General features: G+C 32.9%; 22 protein-coding genes. 1 reads left to right on the forward strand and 21 read right to left on the reverse strand.

Going from position 1 to position 20,799, the window contains the following annotated elements; genetic code table 11:
* Nucleotides 1–36 precede the first annotated feature (36 nt).
* The 9 genes from lpdA to BN2746_RS08595 all read right to left on the reverse strand — a co-directional run bounded on the left by lpdA (nt 37) and on the right by BN2746_RS08595 (nt 9,360).
* Entirely contained in the window at nt 37–1,431 is a 1,395-nt protein-coding gene (lpdA, locus tag BN2746_RS08555) for a dihydrolipoyl dehydrogenase (RefSeq protein WP_055079365.1), read from the reverse strand.
* A complete protein-coding gene (gcvPB, locus tag BN2746_RS08560; RefSeq protein WP_055079366.1) occupies nt 1,424–2,896 on the reverse strand; it encodes an aminomethyl-transferring glycine dehydrogenase subunit GcvPB in 1,473 nt (490 codons plus the stop codon). The genes lpdA and gcvPB overlap by 8 nt, the downstream gene beginning before the upstream one ends.
* Nucleotides 2,896–4,248 (reverse strand): aminomethyl-transferring glycine dehydrogenase subunit GcvPA, encoded by a 1,353-nt coding sequence (gene gcvPA, locus BN2746_RS08565; RefSeq protein WP_055079367.1) that lies wholly within the window; start codon nt 4,246–4,248, stop codon nt 2,896–2,898. The genes gcvPB and gcvPA overlap by 1 nt, the downstream gene beginning before the upstream one ends.
* 3 nt (nt 4,249–4,251) lie before the next feature.
* The gene (gcvH, locus tag BN2746_RS08570; protein ID WP_055079368.1) at nt 4,252–4,644 is read right to left on the reverse strand and encodes a glycine cleavage system protein GcvH; all 393 of its coding nucleotides are present in this window, start codon (nt 4,642–4,644) and stop codon (nt 4,252–4,254) included.
* A 65-nt stretch (nt 4,645–4,709) separates the two neighbouring features.
* A complete protein-coding gene (gene gcvT, locus BN2746_RS08575; RefSeq protein ID WP_055079369.1) occupies nt 4,710–5,804 on the reverse strand; it encodes a glycine cleavage system aminomethyltransferase GcvT in 1,095 nt (364 codons plus the stop codon).
* Nucleotides 5,805–5,969: 165 nt separating this feature from the next.
* The gene (locus BN2746_RS08580) at nt 5,970–7,247 is read right to left on the reverse strand and encodes a sensor histidine kinase (RefSeq protein WP_077064974.1); all 1,278 of its coding nucleotides are present in this window, start codon (nt 7,245–7,247) and stop codon (nt 5,970–5,972) included.
* Nucleotide 7,248: 1 nt separating this feature from the next.
* Nucleotides 7,249–7,941, reverse strand: coding sequence for a response regulator transcription factor (locus BN2746_RS08585; RefSeq protein WP_055079371.1), 693 nt, complete (start codon nt 7,939–7,941; stop codon nt 7,249–7,251).
* Between the two features lie 73 nt (nt 7,942–8,014).
* A complete protein-coding gene (gene whiA / locus BN2746_RS08590; protein WP_055079372.1) occupies nt 8,015–8,944 on the reverse strand; it encodes a DNA-binding protein WhiA in 930 nt (309 codons plus the stop codon).
* A 2-nt stretch (nt 8,945–8,946) separates the two neighbouring features.
* A complete protein-coding gene (locus tag BN2746_RS08595) occupies nt 8,947–9,360 on the reverse strand; it encodes an NUDIX hydrolase (protein WP_055079373.1) in 414 nt (137 codons plus the stop codon).
* Between the two features lie 148 nt (nt 9,361–9,508).
* Between BN2746_RS08595 and BN2746_RS08600 the strand changes: the two genes are divergently transcribed.
* Entirely contained in the window at nt 9,509–10,516 is a 1,008-nt protein-coding gene (locus BN2746_RS08600; RefSeq protein WP_055079374.1) for a serine hydrolase domain-containing protein, read from the forward strand.
* A 113-nt stretch (nt 10,517–10,629) separates the two neighbouring features.
* On the opposite strand, the gene ypfJ is transcribed toward BN2746_RS08600, so the two are convergent.
* From ypfJ to BN2746_RS08660, 12 genes are all read right to left on the reverse strand, one after another.
* The gene (gene ypfJ, locus BN2746_RS08605; RefSeq protein WP_055079375.1) at nt 10,630–11,493 is read right to left on the reverse strand and encodes a KPN_02809 family neutral zinc metallopeptidase; all 864 of its coding nucleotides are present in this window, start codon (nt 11,491–11,493) and stop codon (nt 10,630–10,632) included.
* A gap of 161 nt (nt 11,494–11,654) precedes the next feature.
* Nucleotides 11,655–12,227 (reverse strand): nitroreductase family protein, encoded by a 573-nt coding sequence (locus BN2746_RS08610; RefSeq protein ID WP_055079376.1) that lies wholly within the window; start codon nt 12,225–12,227, stop codon nt 11,655–11,657.
* A 40-nt stretch (nt 12,228–12,267) separates the two neighbouring features.
* The gene (locus tag BN2746_RS08615) at nt 12,268–13,107 is read right to left on the reverse strand and encodes a pirin family protein (RefSeq protein WP_055079377.1); all 840 of its coding nucleotides are present in this window, start codon (nt 13,105–13,107) and stop codon (nt 12,268–12,270) included.
* Nucleotides 13,100–13,525 (reverse strand): MarR family winged helix-turn-helix transcriptional regulator, encoded by a 426-nt coding sequence (locus BN2746_RS08620; RefSeq protein ID WP_055079378.1) that lies wholly within the window; start codon nt 13,523–13,525, stop codon nt 13,100–13,102. The genes BN2746_RS08615 and BN2746_RS08620 overlap by 8 nt, the downstream gene beginning before the upstream one ends.
* 144 nt (nt 13,526–13,669) lie before the next feature.
* A complete protein-coding gene (locus tag BN2746_RS08625) occupies nt 13,670–14,281 on the reverse strand; it encodes a hypothetical protein (RefSeq protein WP_055079379.1) in 612 nt (203 codons plus the stop codon).
* A 99-nt stretch (nt 14,282–14,380) separates the two neighbouring features.
* On the reverse strand, nt 14,381–15,334 hold the full coding sequence (locus tag BN2746_RS08630; protein ID WP_055079380.1) for a gluconeogenesis factor YvcK family protein: 954 nt from the start codon (nt 15,332–15,334) through the stop codon (nt 14,381–14,383).
* A gap of 3 nt (nt 15,335–15,337) precedes the next feature.
* Nucleotides 15,338–16,198 (reverse strand): RNase adapter RapZ, encoded by an 861-nt coding sequence (gene rapZ / locus BN2746_RS08635; protein ID WP_055079381.1) that lies wholly within the window; start codon nt 16,196–16,198, stop codon nt 15,338–15,340.
* Nucleotides 16,195–16,962, reverse strand: a complete 768-nt coding sequence (locus tag BN2746_RS08640; RefSeq protein WP_055079382.1) for a PHP domain-containing protein — start codon at nt 16,960–16,962, stop codon at nt 16,195–16,197. The genes rapZ and BN2746_RS08640 overlap by 4 nt, the downstream gene beginning before the upstream one ends.
* Nucleotides 16,943–17,857, reverse strand: a complete 915-nt coding sequence (murB, locus tag BN2746_RS08645) for a UDP-N-acetylmuramate dehydrogenase (protein ID WP_055079383.1) — start codon at nt 17,855–17,857, stop codon at nt 16,943–16,945. Before murB ends, BN2746_RS08640 begins: the two co-directional genes overlap by 20 nt.
* Nucleotides 17,847–19,109: a bifunctional folylpolyglutamate synthase/dihydrofolate synthase gene (locus BN2746_RS08650; protein ID WP_055079384.1), complete on the reverse strand. Its 1,263-nt coding sequence runs from the start codon at nt 19,107–19,109 to the stop codon at nt 17,847–17,849. The genes murB and BN2746_RS08650 overlap by 11 nt, the downstream gene beginning before the upstream one ends.
* A gap of 70 nt (nt 19,110–19,179) precedes the next feature.
* Nucleotides 19,180–20,247, reverse strand: a complete 1,068-nt coding sequence (gene prfA, locus BN2746_RS08655; RefSeq protein ID WP_055079385.1) for a peptide chain release factor 1 — start codon at nt 20,245–20,247, stop codon at nt 19,180–19,182.
* Nucleotides 20,248–20,796 (reverse strand): chromate transporter, encoded by a 549-nt coding sequence (locus BN2746_RS08660; RefSeq protein WP_055079386.1) that lies wholly within the window; start codon nt 20,794–20,796, stop codon nt 20,248–20,250.
* Between the last annotated feature and the right edge of the window lie 3 nt (nt 20,797–20,799).

Raw genomic sequence — 20,799 nt, forward strand, 5'->3', positions numbered from 1 at the left:
AAGCCTATCTATAGACTTCCTTAATCGTTGTAATTATTATTTTGTATTTGCAGTGTGAATTGATGCACCTAACATTGCATGTGAAGCTTCCATGAAAGTTTCAGCAAGTGTTGGGTGTGCAAAAATAGTCTTATTTAGATCAGCTACTGATAAATCATTTGACATAGCTATTGCTCCATAGTGAACTAAGTCATTAGCATGAGGTCCAAATACATGAACTCCAAGAATTTTCTTATGATCTTTTGTAGCTAAAATCTTAACAAATCCATCAGTTTCTCCCATTGATACAGCTTTACCATTTCCTGAGAATAAGAACTTAGACTTATCGTATTCGATTCCTTCTTCTTTTAATTGCTCTTCAGTTTTACCAACTTGAGCTATTTCAGGTAATGTAAATGTAGCTGCTGGAACAACTTCTTCGTTTATATGAGGTTTATTACCCATTATAGTTTCAACAAGGTTAAGTCCTTGATTTGAAGCTACGTGAGCTAATTGAGTATTTCCTGCAACACAGTCACCTATTGCATAGATGTTAGGAACAGATGTCTTACAACCTTCAGATGTAACTATTCCACCTCTGTCAGTTTCTACTCCGATACCTTCAAGGTTTAGACCTTCAGTATAAGGAATTCTTCCTATAGCCATAAGAACAAGTTCTCCTTCTACTTCAAGTTCTTTACCTTTTTTATTTTTAGCAAAAACTTTTAGACCATTTTCTGTCTTTTCAATTTTTTCTGCTCTATATCCTTTGTTAATATTCATTCCCTTTTGTTTGAATAAGGATTGAATTCTCTTAGTTATTTCTCCATCACTTGCACCAAGAACTTCAGAACCTAATACTGTAACTTCAGTACCAAATGAATTATAGATTGAAGCAAATTCCATTCCTATAACTCCAGTTCCTATTACTACAAGACTCTTTGGTAAGTAGTCTAAATCAAGTAATTCAGTAGATGTTAAAACTCCATCTAAAGTTGAACCTTCAAAACCTGGAACTAATGCTATAGATCCAGATGCTATGATAAAGCTATCAGCTGTAACTTCAACTTCTCCATCTTCTTTTTTTACTATAACTGTCTTTTCATCTTTGAAAGAAGCAGTTCCTTGAATATATTCAAGATTTGGATAAGATTCAACTAAGAAATTAACACCTTGGTTCATTCTATCAGCAACATAATCTTTTCTTTCTCTGACAGCTTTCATATCAATACTTGGATTTTCCAAGTTTATACCGAAAGTTGAAGATTCTTTTACTTGATCATATAGTTCAGCAATCTTCCAAAGTGTCTTTGTTGGTATACAACCAATGTTTAAGCAAGTTCCCCCTGCTCTTCCTTTTTCTATTAAAACAACGTCAGCACCAAGCTGAGCAGCCCTAATGGCTGCTTCATATCCACCTGGTCCTGCGCCTATTACTACTATTTTAGGCATTTAAGTCCCCTTCATATTTTAATATTAAATCTTTTGCAGCTTTTGTTTCATCTGGTCTTCTCACAGGTGTGTTGTGAGGAGAATCTTTAAGAATTTCTACATCTTCCTTTAATTCTTCTGCAATTTCTAATAAAGCATCAGTAAATGCATCTAAAGTTTGCTTAGATTCAGTTTCTGTTGGTTCAACCATTATAGCTTCTGGAACAATTAATGGGAAGTATACTGTAGGTGCGTGGAATCCTTTATCAAGAATTCTCTTTGCAACATCTAAAGTTGTTACTGTATGAGTATCATCCTTAATACCAGCTAAAACAAATTCGTGTTTGTAGACTCTATCGATTGGTAAATTGTAAGCACCTTTTAGTCTTTGTGCTAAGTAGTTAGCATTTAAGACTGCCATAGCACTTGCATGTTTAAGTCCGTCAGAACCTAAAGTAAGAATATAAGTGTAAGCTCTTACTAAAATTCCAAAGTGTCCATAGAATCCTTTCATTTGTCCATATGATTTTTCTAAGTCATAATTTAGATAGAATTCTCCATCTTCCTTTTTAGAAATAATTGGAGTTGGTAAAAATTCTTTTAAGAAACTCTTAACTCCAACTGGACCGCCACCTGGACCTCCACCACCATGAGGTGTTGAGAATGTCTTGTGTACGTTATAGTGTAAGATGTCAAATCCCATTTTTCCAGGTTGGCTGTATCCCATGATAGCATTCATATTTGCGCCGTCATAGTAAACAAGTCCACCTGCTTCATGAACTATATCAGTAATTGCTTTGATGTTTTCATCATAGATACCTAATGTGTTAGGATTAGTAATCATAAGACCTGCTGTGTCTTCGCCAACTACTGATTTTAATAAGTCAAGATCAACCATTCCATTTGGCTTAGATTTTATTTCTATAGTTTTATATCCAGCCATCGCAGCTGTTGCAGGGTTTGTACCATGTGCTGAATCAGGGATGATTATCTTATTTCTCTTATCGTCTCCTCTTGACTCATGATATGCTTTAATAAGCATAACCCCGGTGATTTCACCATGAGCTCCTGCGGCAGGTTGTAGAGTCATATAATCCATTCCTGCAACTTCAATAAGTGAATTTGCAAGATTGTACATAAGCTCTAAAGCACCTTGAACAGTGTCTTCAGGTTGATATGGATGGATATTTGAGAAACCGTCCATAGCGATAACATCTTCATTTATCTTAGGATTGTACTTCATTGTACATGATCCTAATGGATAGAATCCTGTATCAATTCCATAGTTTTTAGTTGAAAGAGCTGTGTAATGTCTAATTACATCAACTTCACTAACTTCAGGAAAGTCTAATTCTTTTTCTGCAAGATATTCTTCAGGAATGTATGAAGATAAGTCTGTAGTGTCGAATTCAGATTCTGGAATCATATATCCAGTTTTACCTTCTGAAGATAGGTCAAATATTAATTTATCATAATCTATTAACATTATAGTACCTCCTTCATAACTTCAACGAACTTATCCATTTCTTCCTTAGTTCTCTTTTCTGTAACGGCAATAATTAAACCATTTCCTAATTCTTTATTTATCTTAGAAAGTCTTATTCCACCTAATATTCCATTTTCTTCTAATTTCTTTAATACTTCTTCATCAGAAGCATCAAATCCAATAGTAAATTCTTGGAAGAAAGGTTTGTCAGCTAAAACTTTTACTTTATCCAACTTTTTAAGTTCATCGAATAAATAGTGAGACTTAGCAATACATTGAGCAGAAACTTCCTTCATGCCCTTCTTTCCTAAGATTGACATATATACTGTTGCTGCAAGTACATTAAGTCCTTGGTTAGAACAGATATTTGAAGTAGCTCTTTCTCTCTTAATGTGTTGTTCTCTTGCTGAAAGTGTTAGCACATAAGATCTTTTTCCATCAAGATCTGTAGTTTCTCCTACAATTCTTCCTGGAATCTTTCTAATAAAATCTTTTTTGAAAGCTAAAAGTCCTAAATAAGGTCCTCCAAAACTTAGAGGAATACCTAATCCTTGTCCTTCACCTACAACTACATCTACGTCCATTTCCCCTGGTTTTTTCATGTTTGTAAGTGCATGAGCAGAGGTTGATTGAACGATATATCTTTTTTTCTTTTCGTGAGCAAGCTCAACGAATGAAGGCATGTCTTCAAAATATCCATAGAAGTTTGGACTTTGAATTATAACAGTACCTACTGTATCGTCAACAAGTTCTTTAGCTTTATCTAAATCTGTAACCATATCTTTACAAGGAATAATAACTACTTCATATCCTCTTGCATGTGCATATGTCTTAAGAACTTTAATTGCTTGTGGATCTACTGTTTCAGAGATAGCAATCTTGTTCTTTTTAGACATTGATACGGTCATTATAGCAGCTTCTGCAACTGCTGTTTGTGAGTCATAAAGTGATGCATTTGCATATTCCATACCTGTTAATCTTGTCATTAATGTTTGGAATTCAAATATATATTGAAGAGTTCCTTGACTTATTTCAGGTTGGTAAGGAGTGTAAGCTGTATAGAACTCAGATCTTCCTGTAATATGGTGAACTGCTGTAGGAATATAATGATCGTAAGCTCCTCCTCCAAGGAAACATGTTAAGTCGTTAACTGTTTTATTCTTCTTAGCTAAACGACCTAAATATGAAAACACTTCCCCTTCAGATTTAGCTTTAGGCAAATCCAATTCGCCCTTTACTCTCAATTCACTTGGAATATCTGAAAAAAGATCTTCCAGTGATTCAACACCTATGACATCCAACATTTCCCTAACATCGTTGTCGGTGTTAGGGATATATGGATATTTGGACATATATTATGCCTCCTTAATAAAGTCTTCGTATTCTGCGTCAGACATTAAGTTGTCTAATTCTGCCTTGTCAGCTATTTTAATCTTGCAAATCCAGTTTTCATATGGTGCTTTGTTTAGAAGTGCTGGATCGTCGTCTAAGTCTTCGTTAACTTCAACAACTGTTCCTGCTACTGGAGCCATAACTTCAGAAGCAGCCTTAACTGATTCTACTGATGCAATTTCTTCTTCAGCGTCAAATTCGTCTTCTTCGTCTGGTAGGTCAACATATACGATGTCTCCTAAGTGGTTTTGTGCATAATCACAGATACCGATTTCTGCAACATCTCCGTCAACTCTTACCCATTCATGATCCTTTGTGTATAATAATCCTTTTTCTACTCTAATTTCTGCGTCCATTTTAATCCTCCTATAATTTTGATTTTTATAATTTTAAAAGCTTAAAAAAACTTTTATAATTTAATTTATTTTTTCTTTAAATATCTTCTACTAATTACCTTAGCTGGGTCTTTTTTGTTTCTTACAACAACTTCTAATTCATTGCCCATTTCTGCTTCTTCAATGTCAATTAAAGCATTTGCGATTCTCTTATTTAAAGTAGGTGATAGGTAACCTGTGGTTATAAAACCAATCTTCTTACCATCCTTTTCAACTTCATATCCTTGTCTTGGAGGTCTCTTGCCCAAGACTTCAAGACCTACTAATTTTCTCTTAGGTCCTTCTTCCAATACTTTTTGCATAGCAGCTTTTCCAATAAAGTCATCTTTATCAAATTTAACTGCAAATTTAAGTCCTACTTCTAATGGAGAAATGTCATCTGCCATTTCATTTCCATATAGAGGCATTGAAGCTTCAAATCTTAGAGTATCTCTACATCCAAGTCCACATGGTTGAATATCAAATTCCTTACCAGCTTCTAAAATCGCATCCCAAACAGCAACGATTCCTTCTCTTGTAGTATAAATTTCGAATCCGTCTTCTCCTGTGTATCCTGTTCTGGATACAAGAATTTTGTGACCTTTGAAATCAATATCATCAGCAAAGTGATAATATTCAATTTTGTCAAGATCATAGTCAACGACTTTTTGTAATACTTTTTGAGAGTTAGGACCTTGAATTGCAATTTCTCCAACTTCATCAGAGATATTTGTAATTTCAACATCATACTTTTCAGCAATTGGGCTTAAATGATCCCAATCTTTTTTAGTATTTGCTGCGTTAGGTACAATTAAGAAGTGTTCATTATTGTACTTGTAAACTAATAGGTCGTCAATGATTCCACCATTTTCATTTCCTACAAGTGTATAGGTAATTTGAAAATCATCTGCTTTTGAAAAATCGTTAGTGAAAACGTAATTTAAGAACTTAAGAGCATCTTTTCCCTTAACTTCAAATTCTCCCATATGAGATACGTCAAAAATACCAACATTTTCTCTTACAGCTTTGTGTTCTTCCTTTAGACCTACATAGTCTACAGGTAACATCCAACCTGCATAGTCAACAACATTGCCACCTAATTCAATATGTCTTTCATATAAAGGTGTCTTTTTTGCGCTCATTTAATTCCTCCTTAAGAATAGCATATTAACAAGTTTAGAAACTACCCTCGTTATGATTATAGTTTAAAATCAAGTTTTTTACAACTTAAAAGGTTATCAATATAAATAATTCTTAAATTTCTTTAGAATCATCAATAATCCTCTATTTTGCTATATACCCATTTACTACTTTTTAACTCTAATAGCAAAAAATATTTCTACAATAAAGTAATCTCTATCTAATCTAATTTGAAATTCTCCATTTAAAAGTTCTACAGATGCCTTAGCTATATATAATCCAAGACCAGAGCCTTCAATACTCTCTGTATTAGTTGACCTTATAAATCTATCTTGAAGATTTTTTATATCTTTATCATACTTAATCTTAGATTTATTCTTAACTGCAATTTTGAGTTTATTTTTATTATTTGTTATATCCACATTGACTATACTGTTCTCTTCTGAATACTTGATAATATTTGAAAAAATATTTTCAAATACCCTATTAAGTCTGTCTGCATCAAGTTTTATAAAAATATTGTCTTTAAAGGAATTGTATTCGAGCTTTAAACCATTTTTTTCAAAATCCTTATCAAATTGTCCATAGGTTTGAAGTATTAGCTCATTTAATTCTATAACCTGCATATTAAGATCTACTGAACCAGAACCAGTTTTCGAAGCTTCAATTAAATCCACAATCATCGATTTTAGTCTCTTGGCGTTATAGCTCAAAATCTCAAGATACTCCTCTCTTTTTTCCTCTGTCTTTGCCCTCTTTACAAGGTCTACATAATTTATAATCGATGTAAGAGGTGTCTTGATGTCGTGGCTTACTCCTGTAATGAGCTCAGTTTTTAGCTTTTCACTTCTATACTCTGCATCTATTGAGTTTTTCATTGCTGAATATAAATTATCCATTAAGAAAATCGAATTGTTGAATGTGGTGTCATTTATAAATATATCTTCATATTCTCCATTATATAAAGATTCTATCTTTCTATTCAAAAGCACCTTGCCTAAATAGTTTTTTAAAATTGATATTGCAATTTTATATACTAACATCCCCATAAGCACAAGTCCTATTGGGTCTTCGTTGTCCTTCATTAAGTAGAAAAATAATATAGCTAAAAGCCCCACTAAAATAAAGGCTTCAAAGTAAACATTTATATACTTTATTTTAAAACCATATACTAAGTCTGCAAATAAAAAAGCATGGATACCATGTTTTTTTACAGCCTGAACAACTTTTATCATAACAAGTACAAATGAATAGGCTATAAATAAAAGTTCTACCCAATTTCCATAAATCCCAAAAACAAGAACAATTAAACTATATATAACGTACTGGAAAGCAAGATGAATACCTATTATAACCACTTGTTCTTCTAAATATCCGTCGATACTCATAAATAAATTTTTATAGTATACTAATGCCCTTTTAAAAATATTGTCCTTTTTTTCCATACTATTCAATTTTATATCCCATTCCATATACGGATTTCAAATGATCTGGCTTTTTAGAATCAATTTCTATCTTATCTCTGAGCCTTGATATGTGAACTGAAACTATCTTCTTTACATCATATGGTGGTGCATTCCATACATTTTCATAAATTTCTTCTGAAGAGAATACTCTTCCTTTATTAGAGATTAGAAGATATAATATCCCATATTCGTAAGGGGTTATTGAAATTGTATCTCCATCAATTTGAACTTCTTTTTTTGTGTTATCTAACCTTATTCTTCCAGCACTATGTATTTCATGTCCTGAATTATTTTTAAAATTGTTTTGAAGTTCCACTCTTCTAAGAGCAGACTTAACTCTTGCGAGTAGCTCAACAGAGTCAAAAGGCTTGGTTATGTAGTCATCAGCACCACTTTCCAAGCCATCAACCTTATCTTCCAGTTCTCCTTTAGCTGACAGTATCAAAATTGGTACAGAGGATATTTCTCTGATTCTCCTTGTGAGTTCAATACCGTCCATTACAGGCATCATAACGTCTGCAAGAACTAAATCAAAAATATTATCTTTTAAAATTAAATCTAAAGCCTCTTTTCCATTGTAAGCTTTGTAAACCTTATATCCACTTTCTTCTAAATAAAATTCTATCGCAAGAACTATGTCCTTTTCGTCATCACAAACTAAAATATTATACATATAATCACCCTAAATTTATTATATCAATAATTTTATGATTTAATTCATTGAAATTGCTACAATATGTCAACGATTATCTCAAACTCTCTGCAATCTCATGTATTTTTTTAAGTCTATGATTTACTCCAGACTTTCCTACAGGTGGGTCTATTCTTTCTCCTAACTGCTTCAAAGAGTCCTCTGGGTACGCAAGTCTTGCTACCGCAATTTGTCTTAAGTTATCATTTAGGTAGTCAAGTCCCTTTGCATTTATAATAAATTCTATATCATCCACATGTTTAATAGAAGCGTTGATGGTCTTATCCATATTTGCCGATTCAAAATTCATTACCCTATTTACATTGTTTTTTATTTCTTTAAAAACTCTAATGTCCTCAAATTTAAACATACTTTGGTAGGCTCCTATGAGGGCAAGAAAATCAGCAATAGATTCTCCCTCTTTTAGATATAGAAAATAATCACCTTTTCTTTCTGCTATTTTCGGATATATATTAAAGTGTTCTAAAATTTCATTAAGTTCTTTTCCATAACTCAATTGTCCTACAATTATTTCCATGTGATAGCTCTTATCTGGACTTGTAATAGAACCAGCGCCTAAAAAACTTCCTACAATATAAGCTTTCTTAAAACTTTTTTCTTTTATGAGATTTTTAGGAACCTCTGTAGCTTTTATGGAAAAGGGATCGGGAGTAAGTCCAATATCTTCTAAAAATTTTTTTGAAATTGGACTTTCAATTGAAATCTTATAGAGATTTTTTCTTCTAAAAGCAGATCCTTTAACCACCTCTATGCTACATTCATAGTTATATAATTTCTTTATATCTGCAAATATGCGTCTTGCTATTGCATTTGTCTCCGTAGAAAATTGTACCTTTATATTTTCAAAGTTATATAAAAGAGAACCATTGACTCTGTATAGTCCAGCAAGAAAGGCGAGTAGCTCTCCTTTAGATTCAAAGACGAGTCTACTTACCTCATTTTTTACCTCTGTTGAGAACGACAAGTCTATCCCTTTCTTTCATTTCTATAAAATTCTTTAACTTTGCGAATCATATTCTTTTCCGCATTATGTCTAACCAATCTTATAGCCTTATCAAAAGGCATATAAACTGCATCAGAAAAACCTTCCTCTTTTTGAGGTTTGAGTTTTTGAGTATCGCTTTTCATATAATAATAATGTACAGTTTTTTGTACCTTCTCTCCATTGAAGTTTCGATACCAATACTTCACATATCCAATGTAACGAACTATGGAAGCGTCAGATCCTGCTTCTTCTTTAACTTCTCTAAGAGCAGCTTCTTCTTTGGTTTCTCCTTTCTCTAAACGACCTTTTGGAAGGACCCAATCCCCACGGAATTTTCTTAAAACGACAACTTTACCATTACGGACAATCACTCCGCCGCCACTTGTTTCTTCCATATGTCCTCCTTAAAATATCAAACTATTATTTATTATACCACTTCCTGTAATTAATTATAATTATTAAATCGAAACATGTGCCTTGAGAATATTTATTACTTCCCTCTTTATATTTTAAAGTGTGATAAAATTATATTAGGTGATATTTATGGAGCGTGATTATTGGCCTACAGATGGCTTTAAATATAAAAATTTTGATTTTGATGAAAAAAAGATGGAAAAACTAAATAGGGTACTTCAAAATGAATATAGCAACATAACTGGAATTATGATTGTCAAGGATGGCTATTGTATTTTTGAAGAGTATTATAATGGAATAGATGAAAAGGATAAAAAACCACTTGCCTCTGTCAGCAAGTCCATACTTTCTGCACTTTTTGGAATTGCCTTAGACCAAGGATATATTGAGTCAGTTGATACCCCTATGTATAAATTTTTTCCAGAATATGGAATAGAAGATGAAAATCTAAAAAAAATAACTTTAAAAAATATTTTAAATATGACCGCACCTTTTGATTTTAAAGCTTGGGACGAGCCTTTGGGAGACTTTGTAAGTTCTGATAACTGGACGAAGTACGCTCTAAACTTGCTTTCAAGCGAAAAAAACAAAGAGAGATTTAAATATTCTACTATAGGAACTCACCTACTTGCAGTAATTTTATCCAGAGCTGTAGGAATTCCTCTAAGGCGATATGCAAACAAAAATCTTTTTTCAAAAATAGGAATGGATTTGATTCCATACTATCCAATGACAGGATTTGGCTTTGATAATCTTTTTGGTAGATATGTCAGAGGTTGGATACATGACCCACAGGGCTATTCAATTGGAGGTTTTGGAATAAATATGAGCCTTAGAGATATGACCAAGTTTGGTTTTTTATATCTTAACAAGGGAAACTGGAATGGCACCCAAGTTATTCCAGAAAGTTTTATAGAGGAGTCCTTTACAAAAGAAAAATATGATTATGGTTACCTATGGTGGCTTTATAACTACAAAGAGTATAATGCCTACTGTGCCCTTGGAATAGGTGGTCAATGTATATGTGTTATTCCAAAACTGGACATGGTAGTATCTATAAGTTCAAGTTTTATTAGAGACTCCAGAAATAGATGGATGTTTATAAGAAATATAATTCTACCAATGTTTTTAGAATAATTTTTCGAGAGGGTATTCCCTCTCTATTAATTTGCCAAAACTTACCAATATTATTTAATAAAAAGAAGATAAGGATCATCCCTCATCTTCTTTATTTGTTTTACTTCTATATTCTATAGTTCTGAACTATCTAAACTAAACGTATCCCAACCAGACAAATCTCCAGCCTCATATCCTTTTTTATACCATTTAGCTCTTTGTTCGCTGGTACCATGGGTGTAGGATTCAGGTCTAACCTCTCCAGTAGCCCTTTTTTGAATTGTATCATCGCCAATTACCCAAGCTGTTGAAATTGCTTCATCAAGGTCTCCTGGGTCTAAGTAGCCTTTGTCCTCTTGATACCTTGCCACAACTCCAGCTAAATAATCCGCCTGTAGCTCAAGCCTTACTGTAAGTGCATTTTGTTGTTCTTTCGATAATTGAGCCATTTGCTTTTGATATTCACTCATTATTCCTGTGACATTTTGTACATGATGACCTATCTCATGACTTATGACATATGAAAGGACAAAGTCACCTTCCTTAGCCCCGAATCTTTTTATAAGCTCATCATAAAATGACAAATCCATATAGAGTGCATTATCAACGGAGCAATAAAAAGGACCTGTCCTTGAACTTGCGAGACCACATCCAGACTTTATTGCATCTTTAAATACCTTCATCTCTGCTGGCCTATACTCTATCCCTTCTTTATTTAAAATCTCTTCCCATGCATCTTCTGTATCAGCTAAAACAACTGAAGAATAATCATAAAGCTCCTGTTCTTCAGCACTTAGTCTATATTCTTCTTGATTTTGTGGCTGATTGGAATTACCACCTTGTGAAGCAGTTTCAAGGGCAGCCTGTGGGTCTCCTGTTAAAAGATAAACTAAAAGTGCAAGTATTAAACCTCCACCACCAATTGCTACACCTCTTCCTCCGCTTCCTCTTCCTGCGTTACTAATATTTTTAGATTGTCTTCTACCTTTCCACTTCATAAAAATCTCCTTAACATTTTTAAATTTTTTTCTTTCTCATAAGATATATTTATTATACCCCTTTTTTGAAATTTCAAGAAAATAAATAATTATATTGAGATTCTAAAGTTCACCAATAATAAAAAAGCATAACATTTCAAATACATGTTATGCCTTTAAATTTATTTTACAACTTTCACTCTCTCGTCTATATTTTCTTTTTCTTTTGCTTCAGGTTCACTTACAATGCCACCAAATGGCATTTGAGCAAGTAATTTGTATTCCTTTGGTATATCAAATAATTCTTTTACTTTCTCATCTATAACTGGATTGTAATGTTGTAGGGACGCTCCTACATTTAATTCCCTCAGCAATGACCATATTGAAATTTGTAACATTCCATTTGCTTGGTTTGCCCAAACTGGAAAATTGTCAGCATAGGTGCTGAAGTCTTCTTGCATCTTCTTAACAGTTTTTTCATCATACAAGTATAAAACTGTTCCAGCTCCTGCTTTAAATGAATCTATCTTTTCCCTTGGAACTTTACCTTCAAATACATTGTAAATTTCATCCCAAAGCTTATCATGCTTTTCGCCAAATAAAACTACCACTCTTGCGCTTTTCATATTAAAGGCATCTGGCACAAGCTCTGTAACTTCTTTAATCTTTTCTTCAATTTCACTTTCTGAAACTGGTAAATTCTTATCGATATTGTAATATGTTCTCCTCTTTTCTAATGATTTTATAATGTTCATTTCTGCCTCCTATTTTTATTTAAATCTTATATCAATTAAATTAATAATCTACATTTTCCTTTATAAAAGTTTCATTCCTAAGTTCCAAATATGCCATTTGTAACTCTCTTGGTGTGTTCATTACAATTGGACCTCCCCATGCGATAGGTTCATTTAATGCCTTTGAATTGATATAAAGCACTTGAGATTTTTTATCGCCATTCTTAATCGTAAGGCTTTCACCATCTGTTAATTTAACAGCAGTTTTCTCTTCTATATATTCACCATCAATATAGATGTCACTTAATAGAGTAAATACTATAACAGAGTCGTCTTCCTTTGTATCAATTGTAAATTCAGCATTAGGTTCTAAGTGAATATCGTAATAATTAATTGGAAGGTGTTCTCCTTTGTAGCCTTGGTGGTCTTTGAAACTTCCAGCTAATAGTCTAATCTTTCCACCTTCTATTCCAACCTCTTCTATCTCACTCTTTTTAATACTATTGTAACTTGGCTTGCTCATCTTTTCTTTAGCTGGTAGATTTAGCCACAATTGTACACCTAATAGCCTTTTTGAATCTGGAATCATCTCTTCGTGCATAATACCAGAGCCAGAGTTCATCCATTGAACTTCTCCATCTCTAATCATATCTTCATTACCCAGGCTATCTCTATGAATCATATTTCCACTTGATAAATAACTTATGGTTTCTATTCCCCTATGTGGATGCATTGGAAATCCTGCTCTGTAGTCTTCAGGATTTGTACTGTCAAATGAATCAAGCATTAATATCGGATCAAATTCCTCTGCAGTGTCTTTACCTAAAACCCTAACTAAGCTTACACCTGCACCGTCCCTTGTATTAAATCCTTTAACTTTAGTCTTAACTCTTCTATTCATTTAATCTTCCTCCCATCTTTTTCAAAAGATATAAAAGTTCCTCTTTCTCTTCTTTTGTCAATACCTTCATACTTTCTACTATCATGGCTTCATTTTTTGGTATCACTTTACTAATAACATTCCTTCCCTCTTTAGTTAATCGTAATATACATACACGCCTGTCCCTTTCGTCGGGAAGCCTTTCAATATAATTCATCTTCACTAAATTGTTAACTATGACTGATATGGTGCCAACGCTACTTAAAATCTTTTCCCTAACTTCTCCCACAGTCATGTCTCCCTTGCTATAAAGTGCTTCTAAAACCATAAACTGACTAAAGGTCAAGTCATGTTCAGCTGCTATCTTTAATGTTTTTTTATCTATATCATTTACATTTCTGTGAAGTCCTATTAAAATTTTCATTTCTGTTTTACTCAAGAGTGCCACCTCCATCGAAATTATATCTAATTAGATATTATCTACATAGATATATTACCCCCTTTTTGTTTTATAAACCATTTTCTTTTTTAAAATTAAAAACGGCACCTGATTAAAGTGCCGTCATCTCATTCAAATATTTCATTAGTCGATTTTAAAAACTTTTGCAATTGTCATTACATTTGATTTTGAATTTTCTCCTTTAGAGTCTTCTCCAATCACTTTTCCTACGGATTTGTCAAATATAAATTCACCAGTTACGGAGGCTCTAAAGCTCTTGTCATCTTTTTCATTTATATTAAATCCACCATTTCTAAATTCTATAAATGGACTTTCTCCATAGATGTATTGACAACCAGTGTCTACAATGGAAACTTCATTGTCTGTAATATTTTCAAGTACAATCACTTCAGAGTACATGGTTATATTAACGTCTCCACTTTTCTCCGTTGGAATTGATACATCTTCCTTTAAAGTTCTATAACCTATTTTTATATCCTTGTCCTTGTACTGTGACTTAAGTTCTTCTTCCATTTCGTCCAGATTATCTTTTTCTTCATCAACTTTAAAATCAGGAATAGCTTTAGTTACTTCCTTTGCCTTTAAATATCTTTCTTTTGAATTTTCTTCTAAGGAAATAATTTCAGAAATTCTACTACTTTCTGAAGAATTATTTTTGTTTTGTCCAGCAAAATAATAAATTGCTGCAGCTACTGCCAAAACTAAAATTAATATAATAATATTTTTCTTTTTCATTTTGCACCCCTATGTATAATTAAATTTATCTTATTTGTATTTATAATATACCCCCCCCCATTTTTGTTTAAACAAATATATACTAAAAAAAGGACTAAATTAATAATCCCTTTTCTCATAATCTTCTATTAAATATTTTCCAATTCGATTATAGTCGTGGCGAACCTTGTCTTTATAGTCATTAAAGCATTCCAGTTCTACAATTTCATAATCTTTTAAAAACTCTCTGTCTTCATCTCGTAGATATACAGGAGTGCTCTTATATCTCTTCAAGGTGTTGTCTGGAATTTGTTCCTTGTTCACTATTATTTTATCTATCACTGAATAGTCCATATGTGAATTTATTGCTTTAACATGATCAGAAACAGAATAATTTTTTGTCTCTCCATACTGAGTCATTAAGTTGCACACATAGTACACTGTAGCCTTTGTTTCTTTTAATGCCCTTGCAATATCTTTTACAAGTAGGTTTGGCATTATGGAAGTGTATAGACTTCCTGGACCAATTAATATTATATCCGCACTTAAAATTTCATCTACAGCTTCCTTCATAGGCTTTGGTCCATCTGGCTTTAGATAGACCCTCTCTATTGAAACGTCTTTATCTTTTGTAGAATTTCCAATATTAGATTCGCCTTTAATTGTTGTGCCGTCACTCATCTGAGCATAAAGAGTTACATCTTCTAAGGTCATGGGAAGAACTTTTCCAGTTATGGCAAGTACATTTGAAGCTTCTTTAATAGCTTTGTCAAAATCGCCATATATATCAACCATAGCCGCCAGGAATAGATTTCCAAAGGACTGTCCTTTGAGTACACCTTCTTTAAATCTATAATCCATCAGATCTTTCATCTGTGGTTCTGCATTTGCAAGAGCAAGTAAACAGGCTCTAATGTCTCCAGGAGGAAGAATTCCCATGTCCTTTCTTAAAACTCCAGAGCCTCCTCCATCATCAGCTACAGTTACAATCGTAACGATATCTTTAGTTATCTTTTTTAATCCTTTTAAAATTGTAGAGTTTCCCGTTCCTCCACCAATAGTCACTATTTTCATATTTTACCAATATCTATAATCCCTATGGGACACATAGACAGTTTCTCCTTTTTCTTCAAATTCTCTTCCAAGTTCGTTTGCTATAGCTACAGACCTGTGTCTTCCTCCAGTACAACCGATGCCTATAACAAGGTTTGACTTGCCCTCTTCTTTGTAAAATGGAAGTAGATAATTTACCAAGTCTTTAACCTTCTCCAAAAATATTTTAGTTCTCTCATACTTGAATACAAAATCTCTAACTTCATCATCTTCCCCAGTTTTCTCTTTTAGTTCATCTACATAGTATGGATTTGGAATAAATCTTACGTCAAATACCAAATCTGCATCAAGTAATGTTCCATTTTTAAAACCAAAGGACATAATCGTAATATTTATATTTTCTTTCTTGGAGTCTTCACTTCCATAAAAAGACAAAATTCTACTCTTCAGTTCTCCAAGGGTAAGAGTTGATGTGTCGATAATATAAGTTGCATTATCTTTTAAATGCTTTAGTCTACTTCTCTCTTCTCCAATCTCTGAAAGAATATTTCCCGTGTTTCCCAGTGGATGTGGTCTTCTTAACTGTTTAAATCTTCTAACAAGAATTTCATCTCTTGCATCTAAAAATAGAATGCTTATATCTTCCCCAGCATTTTTAAGGAGTAAAATTTCTTCATATATCTTACTGAACAAAACGCCACTTCTAATATCTACCACTATGGCTGTCTTTGTTATATTGGATTTATTGTTACTTAAGAGTTTGATAAAGTCCTTTATTAAATCTGGAGGAAGATTATCCACTGCATAGTATCCCATATCTTCTAAGGCATTTAACGCTGCAGTTTTACCTGCTCCAGACATTCCTGTTACAATGACTACTTTCATTGATCATTTCTCCTTTTGAAATTTAACACTCTTGAACTATCTATTCCAGCTCTTTCCATCCTTTCAAGGGCGGATTTTAAATTTCCCACATATTTTGGTCTATGGGCATCTGAACCTAAAGTAAAGTTAATATTATAATTTTTAATAAGATTTAACTGTTCAACTGTTAGGTTCCTGTGTGACGAGTTTATTTCAAGAGCAGTACCAGTTTTTTCGCAGGCCTTTGCAAGCATCTCTATGTCCACAGGAACTTTGTCCCCTGGATGTGTAATCGTAAAGATATTCTTTTTTTCAATTATCTTTATTAGTGCTTCTGTATTTTTTTTTGTAACATACTCTTTTATTTTATTTGAAAACTTAATCTTATTTATAAAGCGATAGTGAGCGTAACTATAAAAATCCTTAAATACAACTCCATTATGAAATCCCAAATTTATAATATCAAAATACTTTTCATACTCTTCGGGAATGTCGTATGTTCCATCATAACCTACCACATTGGCCTCAACTCCAAGGAAGATGTCAATTCTATCTTTATATTCTTCTTTAAGTTTATCTACTTCTTCCCTTGCAGTCTTTATTAAATCTTTTTTTATTCCATATAGATAATGTCCTGGACCATGATCTGTAATATAAATCTCCTTTAGTCCAACTTTTATAGCACTTTCGACATTTTCTCTTATGGTTCCTTTTCCATGATTATTTTTACTATATATTGTATGAGTATGGTAGTCTGCAATTACTTTACTCTTCAAATTCTCCAATAATTCTAACCTCCGGTTCTAAATTTACACCGAACTTTTCAAAAACAACATCTTTCACATGATTAATCACATATAGTACCTGCTCACAGTTAGCATCTCCTGCATTTATAACAAATCCACAATGTTTTTGGCTAACCATGGCATCTTTATATCTATATCCCCTTAGCCCACTGTCATCAATTAATTTTCCTGCGTAATAACCTTCCGGTCTCTTAAAAGTAGAGCCTGCTGAAGGATATTCTAATGGCTGCTTAGATTCTCTTTTAAAAGTGAGTTCATCTTGATAAGCTTTAATTTCATTATAATCTCCTTCTTTTAAAGCTATTGTGGCTTCAAGAACGATTAAGTTTTCATCTTGTACTCTCGAATTCCTATATCGCAAATTCATTTCTGACGAATCTATATCAACCACATTTAAGTCTTTGTCAATAACTTTTACACTTTGAAGCACATCTTTCATCTCACCACCATAGGCTCCTGCGTTCATAGTCACAGCTCCACCTAAGTCTCCTGGAATTCCAGAGGCAAATTCAAAACCTGTTAGGCTTTGTTCAAGTGCAAAGTCTGCAATCTCTTTAAGTGTCGCTCCTGCTTGTGAAATAATTTTATTTCCTTCCAAAGTAATTTTAGAAAAGTTCTTATGTAACTTTATAATAACCTTCTTAATACCTTTATCCGATACAAGTAAATTACTTCCATTTCCAATTATCATGTATGCCAAGCCATTTTCTTTTATCACCTTTAAAGCATCTATTATTTGCTCTATTGTACTCGGCATAATAAGAACATCGCAAGGTCCTCCTATTTTGAATGTGGTATGGTTTTTCATAGGTTCATCGTAAAACACTTCCCCTATGTCAACCTTTGAAAAAATATTTTTATAATCAACCTTCATTTGTTACTCCTTTAAAGTATACTGCTGCTTTTGACACCAAAGAAAAGGATCCATATACTACTATGACTTTGTCTTTAAACTCTTTTGTTACAAATTTTAGAGCCTTTTCAACGCATTTCATATCGTAAACCCGACTCACATACTCCCTTGCAACATCATAGAGTTCACTTGATGCAAGGGACCTCTCGCTACCACTGTCACAGCAAATTATTCCATAGGCTATGTCCTTATTTATTTCTATTAACTTCCTATAGTCCTTGTCTTTGTAAAATCCAACAACAAATACAAATTTTTCCATTGGAAAATCTTTTAATAGAGTCTCTTTTAAGGTCTCTACAGCCTGAGGGTTGTGACTTCCATCCACAATTACTATTGGGTCTCTATTTACTACCTCATACCTACCTGGAATAGTTGTTTTATTTATACCCTTGATAGCATCTTCCAAAGATATATCGAAATTTTCTTTTATTTCTTTTAAAACTTCAAAAGAAACTACTGCATTAAACCTTTGTACTTCTGAATGTAGTTTTAAATCAAATCCATATCCATCGTAACTAAATCTATAACTATCAAAGGAAATTTCATTGTCTTTTATATTTTTGAAATCAGGTTTTATAATTTTTGCATCCTTCTTTAAAGCTTCTTGTTCAATTACTCTATTGACAGACTCTTCTTGAGGATAGTAGACCACAGTACCAGACTCTTTTATTATACCAGCCTTTTCGAATGATATCTCTTCTATGGTGTTACCTAAAAGTTCCATATGGTCCATTCCTATCTTTAAAATAACTGAAACAAGCGATTTCTTTATTACATTGGTAGAATCAACACGTCCTCCAATTCCAACTTCTATCACTGCAAAGTCACACTTTTCTTCATAGAAGTACAAAAATGCAATTATAGTTGCAATGTCAAATTCATGAATTGTGAGATTATTTTTTTTCGCTATGCTTTTGATATCCTCGTAATATTTTAATAGTCTTTCTTCATCTATGTTGGCATGGTTTATTTGAAACCTATCGCTATTTGAAAAAATAGCAGGAGAAGTATATAGTCCAACCCTATATCCATTTTCTTCAAGTGCATTTGAAATAAAATTACAAACAGATCCCTTGCCATTTGTTCCTGCAACATGAATTATATTTAATTTATCTTGAGGATTACCTAAGAGCTTCAGAACTTTTTCTATATTTTTAGCTCCATTATATGCTTTTTTATCGTTTGAAATGTCTAAAATATTTTTATCTTTCATAATTCACCTACTAAATTATACCATATGAATTTTAAATGTATTTTATTCCATAAAAAAGGATAGCCAAAAGCTACCCTAATAATTTTAATTTTTCAGTTTGATCGTAGGTTATAAGAGCGTCAATCATCTCTTCAATATCTCCATCAAGAAAATCTTGAAGTTGATAAATTGTCATATTTATTCTATGATCAGTAACTCTTCCTTGAGGAAAGTTATATGTTCTAATTCTTTCAGATCTATCTCCTGAGCCTACTTGTGACTTTCTCGCATCGGCAATGTCTTTATTTTGTTCTTCCAACATCTTGTCATATAGACGTGACTTCAATATCTTCATAGCCTTGTCCTTGTTTTTTAGCTGTGACTTTTCGTCTTGACATGAAACTACAATTCCTGTTGGAATATGAGTAATTCTTACGGCAGAGTCTGTTGTGTTTACAGATTGTCCACCATTACCTGATGACCTAAACACGTCAACCCTTATATCATTTTGGTCTATTTGAACATCAACATCATCCGCCTCTGGTAGAACTGCAACCGTTGCAGCTGATGTGTGGATTCTTCCGCCTGATTCTGTTTCTGGAACCCTTTGTACTCTATGAACACCAGATTCATATTTTAACTTTGAGTAAGCTCCTTCTCCAGTTATCATAACAACAGCCTCCTTTATTCCACCTACTCCCTGTTCTGAAATATCCATTATTTCTGTCTTCCAGTTCTTTGAGTCTGCAAACATCTTATACATTCTTAAAATTTCCCCAGCAAAAAGTCCAGCTTCGTCTCCACCAGCCCCTGCTCTAATTTCTAAAAATACATTCTTGTTGTCATTAGGGTCCTTAGGTAATAAAAGAATCTTAAGTTCTTCTTCAAAACTCTCTATGTCCTCTTCAAGTTGTGAAACTTCATCTTTTAAAAGCTCTTTCATCTCGTCGTCAAGGTTTTCGTTTAACATTTCCTTATCTTCTTCAAGAGTATCTCTTGCCTTTTTAAGTTCATTGTATTTTTCAACAATAGGCTTTAAATCAGCATGTTCTTTTATAAGCTTTTGCCAATGATTCATGTCTTTCATAACTTCAGGATCGGCAATTTCAAATTCAAGCTTTTTATATTTTTCTTCTACTGCTTCTAAATTTTCAAACATTTAAAACACCTCGTTGTTTTTTCTTATAAACTTTTTATAAACTATATTCCAAATTCCAAAACCAAGTATTAATAATATTGGACTTATTTTAAAAATTTCTACCGATGCCGCTATGGCAATTGCTATTATAAATTGTATCACTTTAAATCCAGACTTTTTCCCAAGGCTATAAACAGATGCTGCAATTACTGCAGCTACCGCAGGGATTGCCCCTTTGAAAATCTTCTGAGCTATGTCAAGACTACCCACCATATTATAAAAATGCGCAATTACCGTAACTATTAAAAATGATGGAAGGACTGCTCCCAAGGCACAAAAAAACGCTCCTTTTGCTCCCTTTATCTTTAGTCCTATGTATATGGACATGTTTACTGCTAAGACTCCAGGCATACCCTGTGCCACCATCAAAGCTTCCATAAACTGTTCATTATCCAACCATTTTTTATTATCAACTACTTCTCTTTCTATAATTGGTATCATTGCAACTCCTCCACCAATTGTAAAGGCACCTATTATAAAAAAAGTTTTAAATAATGAAAAATAAAACAAAAT

The sequence above is a fragment of the Lagierella massiliensis genome, from assembly GCF_001407835.1.
GTDB classification, from domain to species: Bacteria; Bacillota; Clostridia; order Tissierellales; family Peptoniphilaceae; genus Mediannikoviicoccus; species Mediannikoviicoccus massiliensis.